Origin of the sequence: Pseudomonas reidholzensis (assembly GCF_900536025.1) — a bacterium.
Taxonomy (GTDB): Bacteria; Pseudomonadota; Gammaproteobacteria; order Pseudomonadales; family Pseudomonadaceae; genus Aquipseudomonas; species Aquipseudomonas reidholzensis.
The window spans coordinates 94,452-113,822 of sequence record NZ_UNOZ01000027.1; the positions used below are offsets into that span (position 1 = coordinate 94,452).

The 19,371-nt window shown below is 66.4% G+C and carries 7 protein-coding genes (1 of these 7 cut by a window edge); 5 read left to right on the top strand and 2 right to left on the bottom strand.

Annotated elements, in window-relative coordinates:
* The 3 genes from CCOS865_RS17590 to CCOS865_RS17600 form a co-directional block, all read left to right on the top strand.
* On the top strand, positions 1 to 9,771 hold the 3' portion of the coding sequence (locus CCOS865_RS17590; protein ID WP_119143119.1) for a non-ribosomal peptide synthetase. The gene continues 1,554 nt to the left of window position 1, outside the view; 9,771 of the gene's 11,325 nt are visible here — the last part of the coding sequence; the start codon falls outside the window, past its left edge; its stop codon occupies positions 9,769 to 9,771.
* A 132-nt stretch (positions 9,772 to 9,903) separates the two neighbouring features.
* Positions 9,904 to 11,061, top strand: coding sequence for a macrolide transporter subunit MacA (gene macA, locus CCOS865_RS17595; protein ID WP_119143121.1), 1,158 nt, complete (start codon positions 9,904 to 9,906; stop codon positions 11,059 to 11,061).
* Between the two features lie 2 nt (positions 11,062 to 11,063).
* Complete coding sequence (locus CCOS865_RS17600; RefSeq protein ID WP_119143123.1) at positions 11,064 to 13,067, top strand: MacB family efflux pump subunit; 2,004 nt, start codon at positions 11,064 to 11,066, stop codon at positions 13,065 to 13,067.
* A gap of 35 nt (positions 13,068 to 13,102) precedes the next feature.
* Here the strand turns inward: CCOS865_RS17600 and CCOS865_RS17605 are convergent, their stop codons facing one another.
* Positions 13,103 to 13,750 (bottom strand): helix-turn-helix transcriptional regulator, encoded by a 648-nt coding sequence (locus tag CCOS865_RS17605; protein ID WP_119143125.1) that lies wholly within the window; start codon positions 13,748 to 13,750, stop codon positions 13,103 to 13,105.
* A 236-nt stretch (positions 13,751 to 13,986) separates the two neighbouring features.
* On the opposite strand from CCOS865_RS17605, the gene hisN reads away from it, so the two are divergent.
* Positions 13,987 to 14,778, top strand: coding sequence for a histidinol-phosphatase (gene hisN / locus CCOS865_RS17610; RefSeq protein WP_119143127.1), 792 nt, complete (start codon positions 13,987 to 13,989; stop codon positions 14,776 to 14,778).
* Positions 14,779 to 16,000: 1,222 nt separating this feature from the next.
* Positions 16,001 to 16,732 (top strand): hypothetical protein, encoded by a 732-nt coding sequence (locus tag CCOS865_RS17615; protein WP_119143129.1) that lies wholly within the window; start codon positions 16,001 to 16,003, stop codon positions 16,730 to 16,732.
* Between the two features lie 36 nt (positions 16,733 to 16,768).
* Here the strand turns inward: CCOS865_RS17615 and CCOS865_RS17620 are convergent, their stop codons facing one another.
* Positions 16,769 to 19,369, bottom strand: a complete 2,601-nt coding sequence (locus CCOS865_RS17620; protein ID WP_119143131.1) for a glycoside hydrolase 5 family protein — start codon at positions 19,367 to 19,369, stop codon at positions 16,769 to 16,771.
* Positions 19,370 to 19,371: the final 2 nt, after the last annotated feature.

Genomic DNA, 19,371 nt, shown 5'->3' on the forward strand with positions numbered 1-19,371 from the left:
GACATGCTGCCAGCCAGCGAGCGGCAGGCGCTGCTGGAAGGCTTCAATGACTACGCGATCAGCCATGAAACCGGCCTGACACTGCACCAGCGTATCGAGCGGCAGGCCGAGAAACATCCGCACGATACGGCCGCCACCCATGCGGGCGTATCCCTGACGTACGCCGACCTCAACCGCCAGGCCAATGCCTTGGCCCATCACCTGATCCGCCTTGGCGTACGTGCCGATGACCGCGTTGCGGTGGTTGCCCGGCGTGGCCTGGAGACCCTTGCCGGCTTGCTGGCCGTGCTCAAGGCCGGTGCCGGTTATGTGCCGATCGACCCGGCCCACCCGGATGAGCGGGTGCAGTATCTGCTCGCCGACAGCGCGCCGGTGGTGGTGCTGGCCCAGCACGCCCTGCGCACGCGCCTGGGGGCCCTGAACGTTCCTGTACTGCTGCTGGACCAGCCCGACTGGCCCGCCCGCGAGGACAACCCGGTAATCCCTGACCTCGGCGCCCGCCACCTGGCCTATGTGATCTACACCTCCGGCTCGACCGGCCAGCCCAAGGGCGTGATGGTCGAGCACCAGACCGTCAACAACCTGGTCGATTGGCACTGCCGCGCCTTCGACCTCTGCCACGGCCGCCATACTTCGTGCCTGGCAGGCTTCGGCTTCGACGCCATGGCCTGGGAGGTGTGGCCCGCCTTGTGCGCCGGCGCCACCCTGCACCTGGCCCCGGCCGCTGAAGGCAACGAAGACCTCGATGCCATGCTCGCCTGGTGGCGCGACCAGCCACTGGATGTGAGCTTCCTGCCCACGCCGGTGGCCGAATATGCCTTCAGCCACCAGATCGAACACCCGACCCTGCGCACCCTGCTGATCGGTGGCGACCGCCTGCGCCAGTTCAACCGCACCCAGCGCTTTGCCGTGGTCAACAACTACGGCCCCACCGAGACCACCGTGGTGGCAAGCTCCGGTGTGGTCGAGGCGGGTGGGGTGCTGCACATCGGCCGGCCGGTGGACAACGCCCGCCTGTACGTACTCGACGAACGTCACCAGCCGGTGGCGTTGGGTGTGCCGGGCGAGCTGTACATCGGCGGTGCCGGTGTCGCCCGCGGTTACCTGAACCGCCCTCAACTCACCGCTGAGCGCTTCCTCGACGACCCTTTCTGCGCTACGCCTGACGCACGCATGTACCGCACCGGCGACCTGGTGCGCTGGCGGGGCGATGGCACGCTGGACTACCTGGGCCGCAACGATGACCAGGTGAAGATCCGCGGCGTGCGCATCGAACTGGGCGAAATCGAGAACCGCCTGGCCACCTTGCCCGGCATCAACGAGGCCGTGGTGCTCGCCCGCGAGGACCAGCCCGGCCAGCCGCGCCTGGTGGCGTACTTCACGCGCCAGGCCGATGTCGAGGCGGCAACCCCTGAAAGCCTGCGTGCCCAGTTGCAGGCGCACCTGCCGGAGTACATGGTGCCGGTAGCGTTCGTCGAGCTGGCGGCCTTGCCCCTGACCGCCAACGGCAAGCTGGACCGCCGGGCGTTGCCCAGGCCTGAGCGTTCGGCGCTGTTCGAGCACGGCTACGAGGGCCCCGAAGGCGAACTCGAACATGCCCTGGCGCAGATCTGGGCAGAATTGCTGCAGGTCGAGCGGGTGGGCCGGCATGACCACTTCTTCACCCTCGGCGGCCATTCGCTGCTGGCCATGCGCATGGTTTCGCAGGTGCGCCTGCGCCTGGGCGTAGAACTGACCTTGGCCGAGCTGTTCGCCAATGCCGAACTGGCGGCGGTGGCCGCGGTGCTGGCCGATGCCGGGCGCAGTGAACTGCCGGCCATTCTGCCGGTGCCACGCGAGCAACCGCTGCCGATGTCGTTCGCCCAGCAACGGCTGTGGTTCCTGGCGCAGATGGAAGGCGGCAACCAGGCCTACAACGTACCGCTGGCCCTGGGCCTGCGCGGGCCGCTGGATGCCGATGCGCTGGAGTGTGCGCTGCTGCGCATCGTCGAGCGCCATGAAACCCTGCGCAGCCGCTTTGTGCCGCGTGATGACAGCGCCGAGGTGATCATCGCCGCCACGGCCGGCGGCGAGTGGTTCCAGCGCGAGGCGTCGAGCCTTGAAGCACTGGCCACAAGGCTGCCAGAGGAGGCCCGCGCGCCCTTCGACCTGGCCCATGGGCCATTGCTGCGGGCGCGCCTGCTGCGCCTGGGCGCCGAACACCATGTGCTGGCACTGACCGTGCACCATATCGTCGCTGATGGCTGGTCGCTCGGTGTGCTGACCCAGGAGTTGAGCACCTTGTACCCGGCCCTGTGCCAAGGCCTGGAAGACCCATTGCCACCCCTGGCAATCCAGTACGGCGACTACGCCGTATGGCAGCGTCGCTGGCTGGCCGGTGAGCAGTTGCAACGCCAGGCCGACTACTGGCGCCAGGCGCTGGAAGGCGCACCGACCTTGCTCAAACTCCCCGGCGACCGGCCGCGCCCCGAGCGCCAGGACTTCGCCGGTGCCAGCCTGCCGGTGCAGCTGGACCCGCGCCTGGCCGCCGGCTTGCGCACCCTGGCCCAGCGCCATGGGGTAACGCTGTACATGACCCTGCTTGGCGCCTGGGCGGCGCTGCTGGCCCGGCTTTCCGGGCAGGCCGAGGTGGTGATCGGCTGCCCGGTGGCTGGCCGAGGCCGCGCCGAACTCGAAGCGCTGGCGGGGCTGTTCGTCAATACCCTGGCCATCCGCATCGACACGGGCAGCGCACCCAGCGCGCAGGCGCTGATCGAACAGGTCAGGAGCCGTGTGCTCGAAGCCCAGGCGCATCAGGACCTGCCGTTCGAACAGGTGGTCGAGATCGTCCGCCCGGCCCGCAGCTTGGCCCACACGCCGTTGTTCCAGGCGACCCTCAACTGGCAGGCTACCCATGGCCCGGCGCTGCAACTGCAGGGCCTGCAGCTCGAGGCCGTGGCCCAGGCCGGGCAGGTGGCCAAGTTCGACCTCACGCTGAACCTGGGCGAGCAAGGCGAAGCGTTGGCCGGCAGCCTCGACTACGCCACGGCGCTGTTCGATGAGGCTACCGTGCGCCGGTACCTCGGTTATTTCGACACCCTGCTGTGGGCGATGGTCGGCAATGACCAGGCACGCCTGGAACACGTCGACCTGATCGGCGAGCAAGAGCGCGAAACCCTGCTGAACGGCTTCAACGCAACCCGACGCGATTACCCGCGTGAACACAGCGTGCAGCGCCTGTTCGAACAACGGGTCGCACGCCACCCTCTGGCGCTGGCGGCCGTGCATGGCCAGCAGGCCGTGAGCTACGGCGAGCTCAACGCCCGCGCCAACCGCCTGGCCCACTACCTGATCGCCGAAGGCGTGACGCCGGGTGCCTGCGTGGCGATCCTGCTGCCGCGCTCGCTGCCGTTGCTGGTGGCGCAACTGGCGGTGCTCAAGTGCGCGGCGGTGTATGTGCCGCTGGACATCCATGCGCCCGTCGAGCGGCAGGCGTTCATGGTCGAGGATTGCCAGGCTGCTGCGCTATTGACGTTGGCCGACACGGCTGCAGCGTTCCCGGTGCAGCGCATCGACCTTGACCGGTTGGCACTCGACAGCCAGCCCGTGCACAACCCAGGCCTGCCCCAGGACGCCGGCAGCAGCGCCTACGTGATGTACACCTCGGGCACCACCGGCATGCCCAAGGGCGTGTGCGTGCCGCACCGCGGCATCGTGCGGCTGGTGATGGCCAATGGTTATGCCGATTTCAATGCCCTGGACCGTGTCGCCTTTGCCTCCAACCCGGCGTTCGATGCCAGCACCCTGGAAGTCTGGGGCGCGCTGCTCAACGGCGGCCAGGTGCGGGTGATCGACCACTCGACGCTGGTGGACCCACAGCACTTCGCGGTGGCCCTGGCAGAGGAAGGCATCAGCGTGCTGTTCCTCACCACGGCGCTGTTCAACCAGTACGTACAACTGCTGCCCGAGGCACTGGCGGGGCTGCGCATTGTCATCAGCGGTGGCGAGCGTGCCGAGCCTGCGGCGTTCCGGGCGCTGCTCGGACGGGCGCCGACGCTGCGCCTGGTCAACGGCTATGGGCCCACCGAAACCACCACCTTCGCGGTCACCTGCGAAGTCCGTGAGCTGGCCGCCAACGCTACCCACGTCCCGATCGGCCAGCCGATCGGTAATACCCAGGTCTATGTACTCGACGCCCACCAGCAACTGGTCCCCCGGGGCGTGGTGGGTGAGCTGTACATCGGCGGCGATGGCCTGGCCCTCGGCTACCTCAACCGCCCTGAGCTGACCGCCGAGCGCTTTGTCGATGACCCGTTCAGCCAACAGGCCGGTGCCAGGCTGTACCGCACCGGCGACCTGGTGCGCTGGCAGGCCGACGGCCAGCTGGAGTGCCTGGGGCGCAACGACGACCAGGTCAAGATCCGCGGTTTCCGCATCGAACTGGGGGAAATCCAGCAGCAGCTGGCGCAGTGCCCGGGTATCGGCGACGTCGTCGTCATGGCCGTGCCGGCCGAGCAGGGGCCGTTGCGCCTGGTGGCCTGGTTCACCCGCCTGGATGCGGCGCTGCAAGCCAGTGACCTGCGCAGCCACCTGCGTGGGCGCCTGCCGGAGTACATGGTACCGGCTGCCTTTGTCGCGCTGCAGCGGATGCCGCTGAGCAACAACGGCAAGGTCGAACGCAGGGCATTGCCGCTGCCGGGGCCGCAGGACTTCGCGGCAGCGGCCTACGAAGCACCTGAAGGTCAGCAGGAACAAGCCCTGGCCCAGCTGTGGTGCGAGCTGTTGCAGGTCGAGCGGGTGGGGCGCGACGACCGCTTCTTCGAGCTGGGCGGCCACTCGTTGCTGGCGATGCGCATGCTGGCCCAGATCCGCCAGCGGCTGGGCCTGGAACTGGCGTTGGCCGACCTGTTTGCCGACGACCGCCTGGCCGCGGTGGCGGCGAGCCTGGCCAGCCATCCGGCGCAGCCGTTGCCGGCCATCCAGCCGAGCCTGCGCGTGGGACCCTTGCCGTTGTCGTTCGCCCAGCAACGCCTGTGGTTCCTGGCGCAGATGGCGCCCGGCAGTGCGGCCTATCACATCCCCATCGGCCTGCGCCTGCGCGGTGCGCTGGATGCGGGTGCGCTGGAGCGGGCGCTGCGGCGCCTGGTCGAGCGCCATGAGAGCCTGCGCAGCCAGTTTGTCGAACAGGATGGCGAACCGCAGGTGGTGCTGGCCACAGACGCATTCAGCCTTGCCCGGATAGAAGTGCCTGGCCTGGACGAACAGGGGATCGCTGCGCTGATCGAGCAGGAAGCCAGCCGAGCCTTCACGTTGAATCAGGGCCTGCCGATCCGTGGCCGCCTGTTGCACCTGGCAGCGGACCACCACGTGCTGCTGCTGACCCTGCACCACCTGGTGGCTGACGGCTGGTCGCTGGGCGTGCTGGTGCGCGAGCTGGGCGAGTTGTACGAAGCGTTCAGCCAGGATCGCGCTGACCCATTGCCAGCGTTGCCCGTGCAGTACCTGGACTACGCCTTGTGGCAGCGGCGCTGGCTGGGCGCCGACCACATGCAGCGCCAGGCCGACTACTGGGCCGCCAACCTGGCCGGGGCACCCTCGTTGATCAGCCTGCCTTGGGACCGGCCACGGCCTGAACGCCAGCAGTACGCCGGCGACAGCGTCGCGATCTGCCTGGACCCACGGCTGAGCGTCGAGCTGAAGGCGCTGTGCCGTGACCATGGGGTGACACCGTACATGCTGTTCATGGCTACCTGGGCGGTGTTGCTGACGCGCCTTGCGGGGCAGGACGAAGTGGTGGTCGGTTCGCCATTGGCCAACCGCCGCCAGGCCGAGGTGGACGGGTTGATCGGCATGTTCGTCAACTCCATTGCCGTGCGCGTGGACACCTCGGGCGCGCCGTGCGTCGCCACGCTGCTGGCGCGGGTGAAAGCGACCGTGCTGGCGGCCCAGGCGCATCAGGACCTGCCCTTCGAGCAGGTGGTCGAGGCCGTGCGGCCGCAGCGCAGCCTTGCCCATACGCCGGTGTACCAGGTGTCGCTGGACTGGGAGGGCAGCCCTGATCGTCAGGCGTTGAAGTTGGGCGAGCTGGCGGTGAGTGCGCTGGGCGGGCAGGCGCGGATCGCCAAGTTCGACCTGAGCCTGAGCATGGGCGAGGGCGTGGATGGCTTTGCCGGGGGCATCGTCTATGCCACGGCATTGTTCGACCGGGCGACCATCGAGCGTTACTCGGGGTACCTGGAGCAATTGCTGTGGACCTTTGCCGAAGGTGAGAAGGCGATTCCAGCGCACACCGGGTTGCCGGATGCGGATGAACGCAAGCAGCTGTTGCTGGCGTTCAACGATACGGCGGTGGACTACGACCTTGAGCAGACCTTGCATGGGATGATCGAGGCGCAGGTCGAGCGCACGCCAGATGCAGTGGCGGTGCAGGCTGAAGAGGGTGCATTGAGCTACCGCCAGCTCAACGAGCAGGCCAACCGTCTGGCGCATCACCTGATCGGACTTGGTGTGAAGCCGGACGATCGCGTGGCGATCTGCGTCGAACGTGGTTTGGCGATGGTGGTGGGTTTGCTGGCCATCCTCAAAACTGGCGGTGCTTATGTGCCGGTCGATCCGGATTACCCGGCCGAACGTGTGCGGCACATGCTGAGCGACAGCGCGCCGGTGGCAGTGCTGGTGCATGCGGCGACCCGCCATGTGCCGGAAGCTGGGAGGGTGATCGATCTCGATCAGCCAAGCTGGAGCGCAGAACCTGCCAGCAACCCGGTCGTGGCAGCGCTGACGCCGCGCCATCTGGCCTACGTTATCTACACCTCCGGTTCCACCGGCCTGCCAAAAGGCGTGATGAACGAGCATGCCGGGGTGGTGAACCGCTTGCTGTGGATGCAAGAGGCTTACGGCCTCGGTGCTGACGATGTGGTGCTGCAAAAAACGCCGTTCAGCTTCGACGTGTCGGTGTGGGAATTCCTCTGGCCGCTGCAGACCGGTGCGCGCCTGGTCATGGCCCGCCCAGGCGGCCACCGCGATCCGGAGTACCTGCGCCAGCTTATCCGCAGCGAAGGCGTCACCACCTTGCACTTCGTGCCATCGATGCTGGACGTGTTCCTCGCTCATGGCGACGCGGCGGCAGATCGTCTCAAACGCGTCCTGTGCAGCGGCGAGGCCTTGCCGGGCAGTCTGGTGCGTCGATTCCACGCTCAGCTCCCGAGCGTCGAACTGCATAACCTCTACGGCCCAACCGAAGCAGCGGTGGATGTGAGCGCCTGGCACTGCGTCACCGCGCCGGACAACACGCCGATCGGCAAACCCATCGCCAACACCACGCTGTACGTGCTGGATGGGCAAGGCCAACCCGTACCGCAGGGCGTGGCAGGCGAGCTGTTCATCGGTGGCGTGCAGGTTGCCCGTGGCTACCTCAACCGCGCCGAACTGACCGCCGAGCGCTTCATCGACGACCCGTTCAGCACCCGCCTCGGGGCACGTCTGTACCGCACCGGTGACCTGGCGCGCCATCTGGCTGACGGCAACATCGAATACCTTGGCCGCAACGATGACCAGGTAAAAATCCGTGGCCTGCGCATCGAGCTGGGCGAGATCCAGGCCGGCCTGACCGCCATCGCCGGGATCAAGGAAGCCGTCGTCGTGGCCCGCGATCAACGCCTGATCGCGTATTACACCGGCGAGCCGCAAGCGCTGGAAGCCCTGCGCTCGGCGCTTTCGGCACACCTGCCGGAATTCATGCTGCCCGCACTGTTCATGCACCTCCAAGCCCTGCCGCTGAGCCCCAACGGCAAGCTCGACCGCAAGGCACTGCCACAGCCCGAGGCGATTCAAGACCGCCCTTATGAAGCGCCGCAAGGCGAGACCGAAACGCTGCTGGCCGCGATCTGGTCCGAACTGCTGGGCGTGGAGCGGGTAGGCCGCCACGACAACTTCTTCGAACTCGGCGGCCATTCGCTGGCAGCCATCCGCCTGATCGACAGACTCACCAAGGCAGGCCTGCAGGTGGCCATCAACGACGTGTTCCAGCACCCTGGTGTGGCGGCGCTGGCCCGCCACCTGGCGGCCAGCAGCGCCGCTCAGGTGCAGACGGTGGTCACCGTCAGGGCAGCAGGCAGCCAACCTGCGGTGTTCCTGGTGCATGAGTTCAGCGGCCTGGACTTCTACTTCCCGGTGCTCGGCCAGCACCTGCCAGGCGATTTCCCCCTCTACGGCCTGCCGGGGGTGCCTGGCGGCGAACCGCAGCCGCGCACGCTGGAATGCCTGGCCCGCTACCAGATCGAACAGCTGCGCAAGGTGCAGCCACATGGCCCTTACCGCCTGGCAGGCTGGTCGTTCGGTGGCGTCTTGGCGTTCGAAATGGCCAACCAGTTGCAGGGCCTGGATGAAACCGTCGAGTTCCTCGGGCTGATCGACACCTATGTGCCGCGCCTGGCCGACCAGGGCAAGGCACGTTGGCAAGGGCCGCGCGCGCTGGAGCGGCAGCTGCTGCTCAACTGCAGCGCCTTCTGGGGTACGCAGGGCGAGGTCGGCGAAGCGCGCTTGGCGCATCTGCAGCGCCTGGAGGCGGAACAGGCCGATTTCGCCACGCTGCTGGCCAGTTGCCGCGAACACCACCTGTTCTACGGCCTGTGGTCGGGCATGAGCGATGAGCAGCTGCTCCATTACTTCACCCGCGAACTGGCGCACGGCCATGCCATGGCCCAGTACCGCCTGGCGCCGCTCAGTGTGCCGGTGCACCTGTTCCGGGCCGAGCAGGGCAGCGACGGCCTGCCCGGCCTGGGCTGGAGCGAAGCGTTGCCGACTCAGACGCTGATTGAAATCGCCGTGCCCGGTGACCACCGCAGCATGATGCAGGCGCCGCATGTGGCAGCGGTGGGTGAGGCGATCAGCAACGCGCTCGCCAGCATCGCGGCGCGCCCGGCTGAGCAGGCTGTGGCTTATCAGCCGCTGGTGGCGATCCAGACTGGCCAGCAGGGCCATGCACCGCTGTTCTGCGTGCCGGGGGCGGGTGACAGCGTTACCAGCTTTATCGGCCTGGCCGAAGCGCTGGGGCCGGACTGGCCGCTGTACGGGCTACAGGCGCGTGGCCTGGAGGGTTGCTCGGTGCCGCATACATCGGTAGAGGCCGCCGCCGATTGCCACATGCAGGCCATCGAGGCGCTGTACCCGCAAGGGCCGCTCAACCTGGTGGGCCATTCGTTCGGCGGCTGGGTGGCGCATGCCATGGCGGCCCGCTTCCAGGCCAAAGGGCGCACGGTGCGTTCATTGACCCTGATCGACAGCGAGGCACCGGGCGAAGGCGGTACCTGTGGCCAGCCCTACACCTTCGGCGAAGCGCTGCAGCGCCTGATCGACGCGTTGCAGTTGTCGACCGGCAAGGCCTTGGACATCGAGCCCATGGCGTTTGCCCAGGCCAGCGATGACGAGCAACTGCGCCAACTGCACGGGGCCATGGTGCGAGTTGGGTTGATGCCGGCGCGCTCCGCGCCCAAAGCCCTGGAAGGCACCGTGCGCACGTTCGCCACGGCGCTGCGCACGCGCTATCGGCCGACGCTGGGCTACAGCGGGCCGGTGGGGTTGGTGCTGGTCGATGACCCGAGCCTGGATGCGGCCGGTAACGCACGGGAACAGGCGGCGATGCAGGACGGCTGGCAGCAACTGATGCCGCAACTGGCGTTGTGGCAGGGGCCGGGCAACCACTTCAGCATCCTCAAGGTGCCGGATGTGTTCAGCCTGGCGGCCTGGTGGCATGACGGGCAGGCGCTGCAGCTGGGCAAGGTTACCCAGTAATCATGGGACACCTCGGCCCTTGTGGGAGCGGGTTTACCCGCGAATATGGCGGTGCAGCCTGCATCGCTGTCGCGGGTAAACCCGCTCCCACAGGGGGCGAGGTATGGCCATTCAATGTGAAAGTGAGTATTCATGGACAAGTCCAGATTCCGCAAATACACCCTCGGCGCCGCCGTGGCCCTGGTCGCCGGCATCGCGCTGTACGCCATCCAGGCCCCGGCCAAGGCGCCGCAGTACATCATCGCCACGGTCGAACGGGGTGACATCGAGAGCGCGGTGCTGGCCACCGGTACCCTTGAAGGCATCAAACAGGTGGATGTCGGTGCCCAGGTGTCCGGGCAGTTGAAGTCGCTCAAGGTCAAGCTTGGCGACAAGGTCGACCAGGGCCAGTGGCTGGCCGAGATCGACCCGCTGGTGTTGCGCAATACCCTGCGCCAGGCCGAGGTCGACGAAGACAAACTGCAGGCCGAACGGCGTTCGACCTTGGCGCAGCTGAAGCAGGCCAGGCGTGTGTACGAGCGCTACCGCGCGCTGCAGGCGGACGAGTCGGTGTCGCGCCAGGACTACGAAAACGCAGAATCGGAGTACGAAGTGCAGCAGGCCGCCGTGCGTTCGCTCGACGCGCAGATCCAGAGCGCCCGGGTCGAAATCGACACCGCCAAGGTCAACCTCGGCTACACCCGCATCAACGCCCCGATTACCGGCCATGTGGTCGGCATCGTCACCCAGGAAGGGCAGACCGTGATCGCCAACCAGCTCGCGCCGATACTGCTCAAGCTGGCCGACCTCGACACCATGACGGTCAAGGCGCAGGTCTCGGAAGCCGACGTGATCCACATCACCCCCGGCCAGGAGGTGTACTTCACCATCCTCGGCGAGGACAAGCGCTACTACGCCAAGCTGCGCGGCACCGAGCCTGCCCCGCAGAACTACGCGCACAGCAGCGACAAGAGCGACGGCAGCAGCGCCAAGCCCAATGGCGCGGTGTTCTACAACGCACTGTTCGAAGTGCCCAACCCCGAGCACCGCCTGCGCATCTCGATGACTGCCCAGGTGCATATCGTCCTCGACACCGCCCCCGGCGTGCTGACCGTGCCGGTGGCGGCGCTGGGCCTGCGCAACGGCGACGGCAGCTTCCCGGTGCGGGTGCTCGATGCCAAGGGCTTTGCCCAGGTGCGCAACGTGCAGACCGGCATCAACAACAACGTCAAGGTGCAGATCAAGGATGGCCTGGCCGAAGGCGACCGGGTGGTGATCGGCGAGCCGGTGTCCGGCGAAGCAGGGGCGTGAGCATGCACATGAATGTCGAGCTTACCCCGCACAGGGCGGTCGCCAGCGGCACCGGCGGGGCCTTGCTGCGCCTGCAAGGCGTCACCCGCAGTTTCATGGCGGGTGACCGCGAGTTCCTGGCGCTCAAGGGGATCGACCTGGAGATTCACAGCGGCGAGCTGGTGGCGATCATCGGCGCGTCCGGGTCGGGCAAATCGACCCTGATGAACATCCTCGGTTGCCTGGATAACGCCAGCAGCGGCAGCTACCAGGTCGGCGGGCAGGAAACCCGCGAGCTGGACGACGACGCCTTGGCGGCGCTGCGCCGCGACCATTTCGGCTTCATCTTCCAGCGCTACCACCTGCTGCCGCACCTGGATGCCCTGCACAACGTCGAGATCCCGGCGGTATACGCCGGCACGCCGCAGGGCCAGCGCCATGACCGTGCGCGCGAACTGCTGACGCGCCTGGGCCTGGCCGGGCACCTTGAACACCGCCCCAGCCAGCTGTCCGGTGGCCAGCAGCAGCGGGTGAGTATCTGCCGCGCCTTGATGAACGGCGGCCAGGTGATCCTCGCCGACGAGCCCACGGGTGCGCTGGACACCGCCAGCGGCAAGGAGGTGATGAACATCCTGCTGGAGCTGCACGCCGCAGGCCACACGGTGATCCTGGTGACCCACGACCCGAAGGTCGCCGCCCATGCACAGCGGATCATCGAGGTCAGTGACGGGCAGATCATCAGCGACCGCCGCAACGCCGCCGAAGCGTTACCCACCCCAGCTGCCGAACCGGCCCCGCAGGCACCGGCAGCGCGGCGCCTGGTGGCCAGCCTGGGGATGTTCCGCGAAGCCTTCAAGATGGCCTGGATTGCCTTGGTCTCGCACCGCATGCGCACCTTGCTGACCATGCTCGGGATCGTCATCGGCATCACCTCGGTGGTGTCCATCTCGGCCATCGGTGAGGGCGCCAAAGGCTATGTGCTCAAGGACATCCAGGCCATCGGCAGCAATACCATCGATATCTACTCAGGCAGCAACTTCGGCGACAGCCGGGCCAAGACCATCGAAACCCTGCTACCGGCCGACGTGGCGGCACTCAACGAACTGTACTACGTCGACAGCGCCACCCCCGTCATCGGCCAGAGCACCCTGGTGCGCTACCGCAACCTGGATGTCGACGTGCAGCTCAACGGCGTCAGTGAACACTACTTCCAGGTGCGCAACATCCCCCTGGCCTCGGGCATCGTGTTCAGCGCCGACGACGCCCGGCGCCAGGCACAAGTGGTGGTGATCGACCACAACACGCGCAAGCGCCTGTTCGGGCAGCACATCGACCCGCTGGGCCAGGTGATCCTGGTCGGCAACCTGCCGTGCACGGTGATTGGCGTGACCGCCGAGAACAAGAACCTGTTCGTCGCCAGCAACCAGCTGAACATCTGGGTGCCCTACGAAACCGCGGCAGGCCGCGTGCTCGGCCAGCGCCACCTGGACAGCATCAGCGTGCGCATCAAGGACGGCGTGCCGAGCAAGCGGGTGGAGGAGGAGGTGACCAAGGTGATGATGCAGCGCCACGGCACCAAGGACTTCTTCACCAACAACCTCGACAGCATCATGCAGACCGTGCAGAAAACCAGCCGCTCGCTGACCCTGCTGCTGTCGCTGATTGCGGTGATCTCGCTGGTGGTGGGCGGTATCGGGGTGATGAACATCATGCTGGTGTCGGTGACCGAGCGCACCCGCGAGATCGGCATTCGCATGGCGGTGGGCGCCCGGCAGTCGGACATTCGCCAGCAGTTTCTGGTGGAGGCGGTGATGGTCTGCCTGTTTGGCGGGGTGGTGGGGATTGCCTTGTCGTATGGGATCGGCTCGTTGTTCGAGGTGTTCGTGAAGCAGTGGGAGATGGTGTTTTCGCCGGCGTCGATCGTGATGGCGTTTGCCTGTTCGACGTTGATTGGCGTGGTGTTCGGGTTTGTGCCGGCGAGAAATGCGGCGCGACTGGACCCGATCGAGGCATTGGCGCGGGACTGAAGGGTACATTGGGGCCGCAAAGCGGCCCCCTTCACTCACGCCTGGGCATACATCCAGCGCATCAACGAATGGCGCCCGCTGATCCCCAGCTTGATCGCCGCACGGCGCAGGTAGCTCTCCACGGTATTGACCTTGAGTGCCAGGCGCTCGGCTTGCTCCGGGGCGGTGTGCCCGGCCAGCAGCCCCAGGCACACCTGGCACTCGCGTTCTGACAGGTTCAGCCCCGACTGCGCGAGGCGCTCGACAAACCGCTGCTCGATGCTTTCTGGCGCGCTGCGTTCGGGGGCGGTGGGCTGCAGGGCATCGATGTGTTTTTCCAGCATCGGCAGCAGCAAGGTCGAAATGTCGTCCAGGCGGCTGCGCTCCAGCGCAGAAAAGCCGTCGGCCGAATCGGCACGCAGCACGTGGATCTCGTAGCGGTAATCGTCCTTGCGGCGGAACAGGTGCAGCCGCGAAGCGTCGCGCAAATGGTCATCGGCGCGCGCCTGCGAGGAAAACACCGTTTCATTGAGCAAGGTCGACTCGGCGCTGCAGCTGGCAGGCGGCTCGCGCAACTGGCGAATCTGCGTGGCGTCGATGGTCAGGTGGGCGTGGATCAGGTCATGCAGCATGCGCGGGAACTGGCGGCTGCCCGTGCTGGCAATGACCTTGCCGATCTGCGGGTAGAGCAGGTGTGAATTCATCGTGTCGTCCATGAGGGGCCGTGGTGCGGGTACCCCGCCAGCACCGCAGTCACGATCCTGGACTGGGTAAAAACGCGGCGGGAGTGGTTGCTATCCTAGTACAACGATTGAGTGACGGTTAAATGAAGGGCCGATGGTGGCATTATAGTGGCTTCGGCGCAGATAGGTGTTCGTAGCCCCATCTGCCGATTCGCTCGGGTATGATGCGGGCCCCATCATTCGAAGAGGCCTTGCCCATGTCCCTGAGCGCTGAACAGATTGGCGAATACCGCGCGTTCGCTGAACAGTTGGCCGATGCCGCCGCTGCGGCGATCAAGCCGTATTTTCGCGCCAGCCTGGATGTCGAGGACAAGGGCGGGCGCCTGTACGACCCGGTGACCGTGGCCGACAAGGCTGCCGAAGACGCCATGCGCGCATTGATCGAGGCGCGTTATCCCGAGCACGGCATCCTCGGCGAGGAGCAGGGCGTGGCGCTGGGCAGCAGCCCGCTGACCTGGGTGCTCGACCCGATCGACGGTACCCGTGCGTTCATCACCGGGCTGCCGCTGTGGGGCACCCTGATCGCCCTCAACGACGGCGAACGGCCGGTGGTCGGCGTGATGAACCAGCCGTTCACCGGTGAGCGCTTCATCGGCACGCCAGAAGGGGCCTGGCTCGGCAGTGCGCCGCTGAAGACCCGTGCCTGCACCGACCTGGCTGCGGCGACGCTGATGTGCACTACCCCGGACATGTTCGACACGGCCGAGCGCAAGGCCGCCTTCGAAGCGGTCGCCGGCAAGGCGCGCCTGATGCGCTACGGCGGTGACTGCTACGCCTACTGCATGCTCGCCTCGGGCTTTGTCGATGTGATCGTCGAGGCCAGCCTGCAGCCTTACGACGTGCAGGCATTGATGCCGATCATCGAAGGTGCCGGCGGGGTGATTACCGCCTGGGATGGCAGCTCGGCGCAGAAAGGCGGTTGCGTGGTCGCCTGCGGTGATCCGGCGCTGCATGCGCAGGTGCTGGAGATGTTGCGTCACGCCCAGTAAGGGTGCGACAGCCCGGCCTACTCGCGCGGCCGGGCCAGGCCTAGTGCCAGTCAGTCAAGAAGCTGGGGCCGCTACGCAGCCCTTTCCGACCGGTCCGGCGCCGACCGCGTGACGCTCCTGTTTTTTGCGTGTGTTCGGTGTAGAGGCGTTGGGCGTTGGGGTTGATCCATTCGATTTGGTGGCGCTTAGGGCCCCTTCCGCCCTTACGGCGGGTCACTTTTTTTCTTGGAAAAAAGTAACCAAAAACCGCCGGCTCCCACATACGGCCCTCCGCTGCGCTGCGGGTTCCCTCACTCCGGCCTTGCTCCCGCGAGGACCGCGCCGGACGGGCCTTCCTGGCCCGCGGCGCTTGCCGGCCATCCATGGCCGTCACCTCGCTCCGCAAGACCTCCGTTCGGCCTCCTGAGGTCGCCAAGTTAGGGGTGGTGCCTGGGCTGGCGTTATCTTCGATAGTGGCATCGGTGGTGGCTATTCAGGCACTTTCGCGGGGCAAGCCCGCTCCCACAGGATCTCCGCTGACCGAACGAGCGACGCTATCCTGTGGGAGCGGGCTTGCCCCGCGAAGAGGCCGGGACTGCCAGTACAAGTTCTGGCGCTGACGCGCTGTACCGCCCTTATAAACCAGCGAGAGCGCAGCGATTCGCCAGCCGTTGCCGTGGCACTTGATCTGGCCTTTGATCTGGCTCTTGATCTACTGCGACTTCAGGAGGCCGAATGGAGGTCTTGCGGAGTGAGGTGACGGCCATGGATGGCCGGCAAGCGCCGCGGGCCAGGAAGGCCCGTCCGGCGCGGTCCTCACGGGAGCAAGGCCGGAGTGAGGGAACCCGTAGCGCAGCGAAGGGCCGTATGTAGGAGCAAGCGGTTTTTGGTTACTTTTTTCCAAGAAAAAAAGTGACCCGCCGTAAGGGCGGAAGGGGCCATCAGCAGCACCACACCCACCGGATAAGCTCACCAATCGAACCCCGGCACTCCAGGCAACGATCCCAATAACCCGTGAAGAACCCTATTCACGGGACAAGCGCTGATACTGTGGGAGCGGCCTTGAACGGCACCCCGGCCCGCTCAGAAAGGCCCGCAAAGCGCCCCCAAAACACGCGACCAAGTCTTGACTGACTGGCATTGCGGCCAGGCCGCTACCGCACTTTTTCCGATTTGCGCGCTCTATGTCTGATCAGGCAGCGCCGATCCCCGGCACCGTCGTTGATCTCAGACCCCGGTGCCAATGCTTGCCTCAGCCTCCCGACCTTGCTCCCGCCTGCTCCTGGCAGGCGCCCTGATCGCCCTGTGCGCGTGCACCCAGCAACAGGGGCGCGACATCGTCAGCCAGTTCGGTGAAGGCAAGCCCAGCGAGCTGTTCCAGACCAGCGTCGACCGCATGGCCAGCCTGTCGATGCGCGACAACCTGCAGAGCTTGTACCTGCTGATGAACAAGCTGTACCTGCGCAATCCCAACCAGTGGAAGCAGTCCGGCTACCTCGACGCGGCCACGGCCGAACGGCAGATCCGGCTGGCCATCGAGCAGCGTCAACCGCTGGCGCAACTGGGCGATCGGCGTGACCTGGCGGCGCTGAGCTATGCCTTGAGCCCGGAGTTTCGCGGCGATCGGGTCGGCGCGTTCATCTATGCCATCGGCAGCATGATCATCACCGCCCATGGCGGGCGCACCGAGTTCTACATGACCGATGCGATCGACCCGCTGTTCGTCAACAACGCGGCGCGCAACATCGAAAAAGCCACCTGGATGCTCAGTCAACGGCAAGACGCCAATGGTGTCCTGCTGCTGTTCTCCAATGAGATTTCCGAGGAGGGCAGCAACCTCAGCTTTGCCGTGGAGTTCGGCAAGATCGTCGCGCGGCTGGACCTGTTGGCGCAGATGCTCGATGAACGCTATCGGCGGATTGGCCTCAACTACGCCCAGAGCCTGCTGCTGATGAACTTCCTGCCGGTGCAGTGAGGGTGAATGCGGGCTGCTTGGCAGCCCGCGTGGCGGTTATCTGATAAATAGCCAGTTGGACATGCGCTTGCCGTCGAATTCGAGGGTGTAGCGGCCGTCCTGATAGCTCGCCGGCAGCACCGTCGGCTCGCCCGCGGCATTCTGGCTGAACACCTTCAAGCCGGCCGGCGCCTTTATCTTCAGCGTGCCTTCGAGCGGTTCGACGTAGAACGGCGTCATGTCCTCGGGCCGGGGTACGGCGCGGGTCCCCAGCGAGATCAGCAACGACCGTGACTGGTGCAGCGGCTTGGCGTCCAGGCTCTGCACCACGACACTGGCGTAGGCGGTTTTCAGCTGCAGCTGGATATCCGCCAGGCTGACCGAGCGCCCACCGAGCCAACCGGTCGCCGCCTGGGTCCGGGGCGTGTCGATGGTGTAGAGGCCTTGCTGCCAGTTGCGCTTGAGCTCGCCGGTGTCCGACACCGACTCGCTGGCGTTGGCCTCCAGCAGCGACTGGTCCGGGTCGCGCAGCACCTGGGCGTCGGCGGCGATCACGCTCGGCTTCAACCAGGGCAGCTGAGGGGTTTCGGGCATGGCGATCTGCAGCTTGCCCTTTTCCATGGCCGTGCGCAGCAGCACCGAACTGTTCGGCGTGATGGCGCGGTCGAACAGGGTGCTGGCGCTGGGCGCGAACACATAACGGGTGCGCGCTTCATGGACATCCGCACGCCGGTAGAGCAGCGCGGCGGCGGGCAGGGTGGCGATCAGCGCCGGGTCGTTGTAGGCGTGCCAGTTGTCCGCGCGCATCCATTCACGGTTGAAGCCCTGCTGGCTGTAGGCGTAGTGCATCATCGCATCCCAGCCCTGGTAGGCGGCCGTGCCGGCCACGTACAGCGGCAGCGAGTGGCGGTCGGGGGTGGGGAAGGGCTCGGCGTTCCACTCGGTGACCGTCATCGGCAAGCCGACGACTTGCGCCGCGCCCAGCCAGTTGATCATGCCGTCGCTGCTCAGCGGGTTCTTCTCGAGCTGGCCGATACCGCCATAACTGTGCGCGTCGATCATGTCGCCGGCGGTCAGTGCCGGCAGCGATGTCAGGCCGTTGAGCCCCCAGGTGCTGGTGGTGACGATCGGCACCTTGACCCCCAGGCCGTGCAGGTAACCGATCATGTCTTCGTTCCAGCGGCGCTCAAGGTCATTGAGAAACAGCTTCGACGGGCCTTGCTCCCAGGACCGCCAGGTCTGCTCCGCGGGCAGGTCATGACGCCGGGCAAAGACCTTGGCCTCGTCCATGTACAGGCGGCTGTGCTTGGGCACGTCCTTGTCCGGCAGCAAGGCGTTGCCGAAGTGCTGGGTGATGTCGTTTTCATTGGTCAGCAACACCGCGGCAATCGCTGGATCGTCCTTGTAGGCAAGGCCGGTGTAGGCGTTGACGTGGGTCAGGTACTGCTCGGCGAAGCGCTTCATCGCCTGCTGGATCGTGACGTTGACGTAGGCGTAGCCCTTGAGGCCGGCGCGGCCTTCGTCATTGGGCAGCTCGTCAAAGCCATAGATGTGGTCGTTGGCAGTCAGGGCGCGCTCGACATGCAGGTCGAGCCAGACGTAGATCCCTTCGTCCTTGAGGCATTTGATCCACCAGTCGATCTTGCGCAGTGACTCGGCGCTCAGTTGCTGGGTGTCGCGCAGTTTCTGGCCGTCGCCAAAGATGTTCGGGCTGACCCAGGGCGAATCATGGTGGTGCAGGCGCAGCAGGTTGAAACCCAGTGCCGACAGGCGCTTGGCCTGCAGCTTGATCTCCTCGTCAGAGCTGCTGAAGATCGCGTAGGCCGACATGTTGGTGCCCCAGAAGCGTGCGGGCGTGTTGTCGGCGAACATCAGTTGCTCACCCACCGCCTTGACGAAGCCGCGCTTGCCGGCGGGTTTTTCCTCGGCGTTGAGAAACGACAGGTCGACCGGCGCGGTGCGGTAGTCGATCTGGTCGTCCGGCCAGCGGGTGGGGTCGGTCAGGCCGAAACGCTCGCTGGCGGTTGGCGCGAGGGAGATGTCGCCGGTGACATTGAGCACCGCCTTGATCTGCTGGCGGCCCGGCAGGATCGGGTCCTTGTAGAAGAACGCGCGCAGCTCGCTGGCGTCGCCGCGCTCGAAGAACACCCGGGCCAGCGGCGGATCGAAGCGCATCTCGATGCGCCGGCCCTGGGCGCTGCCGCCCCACGACCAGCCGCGGTTGTCGGGCAGCAGCACCGGGGCGCCCATCGCCCCGGCGATCAGCCCCGAGTCGAAGCTGAAGACCATGCCGCCGCCCTCTACGCCGGCCTTTTTGCTGTGGGCGTCGAGGTCGAAGGTCCAGGTCAGGGTCTGTGGCTGTGACCGTTCGATGGCGGCTTTCAGGTCGAAGTCCAGGTCCGGGTTCTTGCCGATCAGGCTGTAGCTGAACGGTGCAAGGGTCTTGAAGGCCGTGCCGAAGCCGGTCCAGCGCCAGTCGCCGGCCCAGAAGTCGAAGCGCGAGATCATCGCCGGGCCGCCGCCATGGCTGACGGTCGGCAGGCCGTTGCGTTCATCGACGCTGACGCTCCAGTCCGCCGTCCAGCCGGCCAGTGGCATCAGCAGCAGGCCAACCAGTGCCGACCCGCAGAGCAGCGGGCGCAGGGAAATTGCAGTCATGG

What these genes read in the sequence shown, in the direction of transcription:
- macA (WP_119143121.1), top strand. Translation starts at nt 9,904, where the DNA reads ATGGACAAGTCCAGATTCCGCAAATACACCCTCGGCGCCGCCGTGGCC.
- CCOS865_RS17600 (WP_119143123.1), top strand. Translation starts at nt 11,064, where the DNA reads ATGCACATGAATGTCGAGCTTACCCCGCACAGGGCGGTCGCCAGCGGC.
- CCOS865_RS17605 (WP_119143125.1), bottom strand. Translation starts at nt 13,750, where the DNA reads ATGAATTCACACCTGCTCTACCCGCAGATCGGCAAGGTCATTGCCAGC.
- hisN (WP_119143127.1), top strand. Translation starts at nt 13,987, where the DNA reads ATGTCCCTGAGCGCTGAACAGATTGGCGAATACCGCGCGTTCGCTGAA.
- CCOS865_RS17615 (WP_119143129.1), top strand. Translation starts at nt 16,001, where the DNA reads ATGCTTGCCTCAGCCTCCCGACCTTGCTCCCGCCTGCTCCTGGCAGGC.
- CCOS865_RS17620 (WP_119143131.1), bottom strand. Translation starts at nt 19,369, where the DNA reads ATGACTGCAATTTCCCTGCGCCCGCTGCTCTGCGGGTCGGCACTGGTT.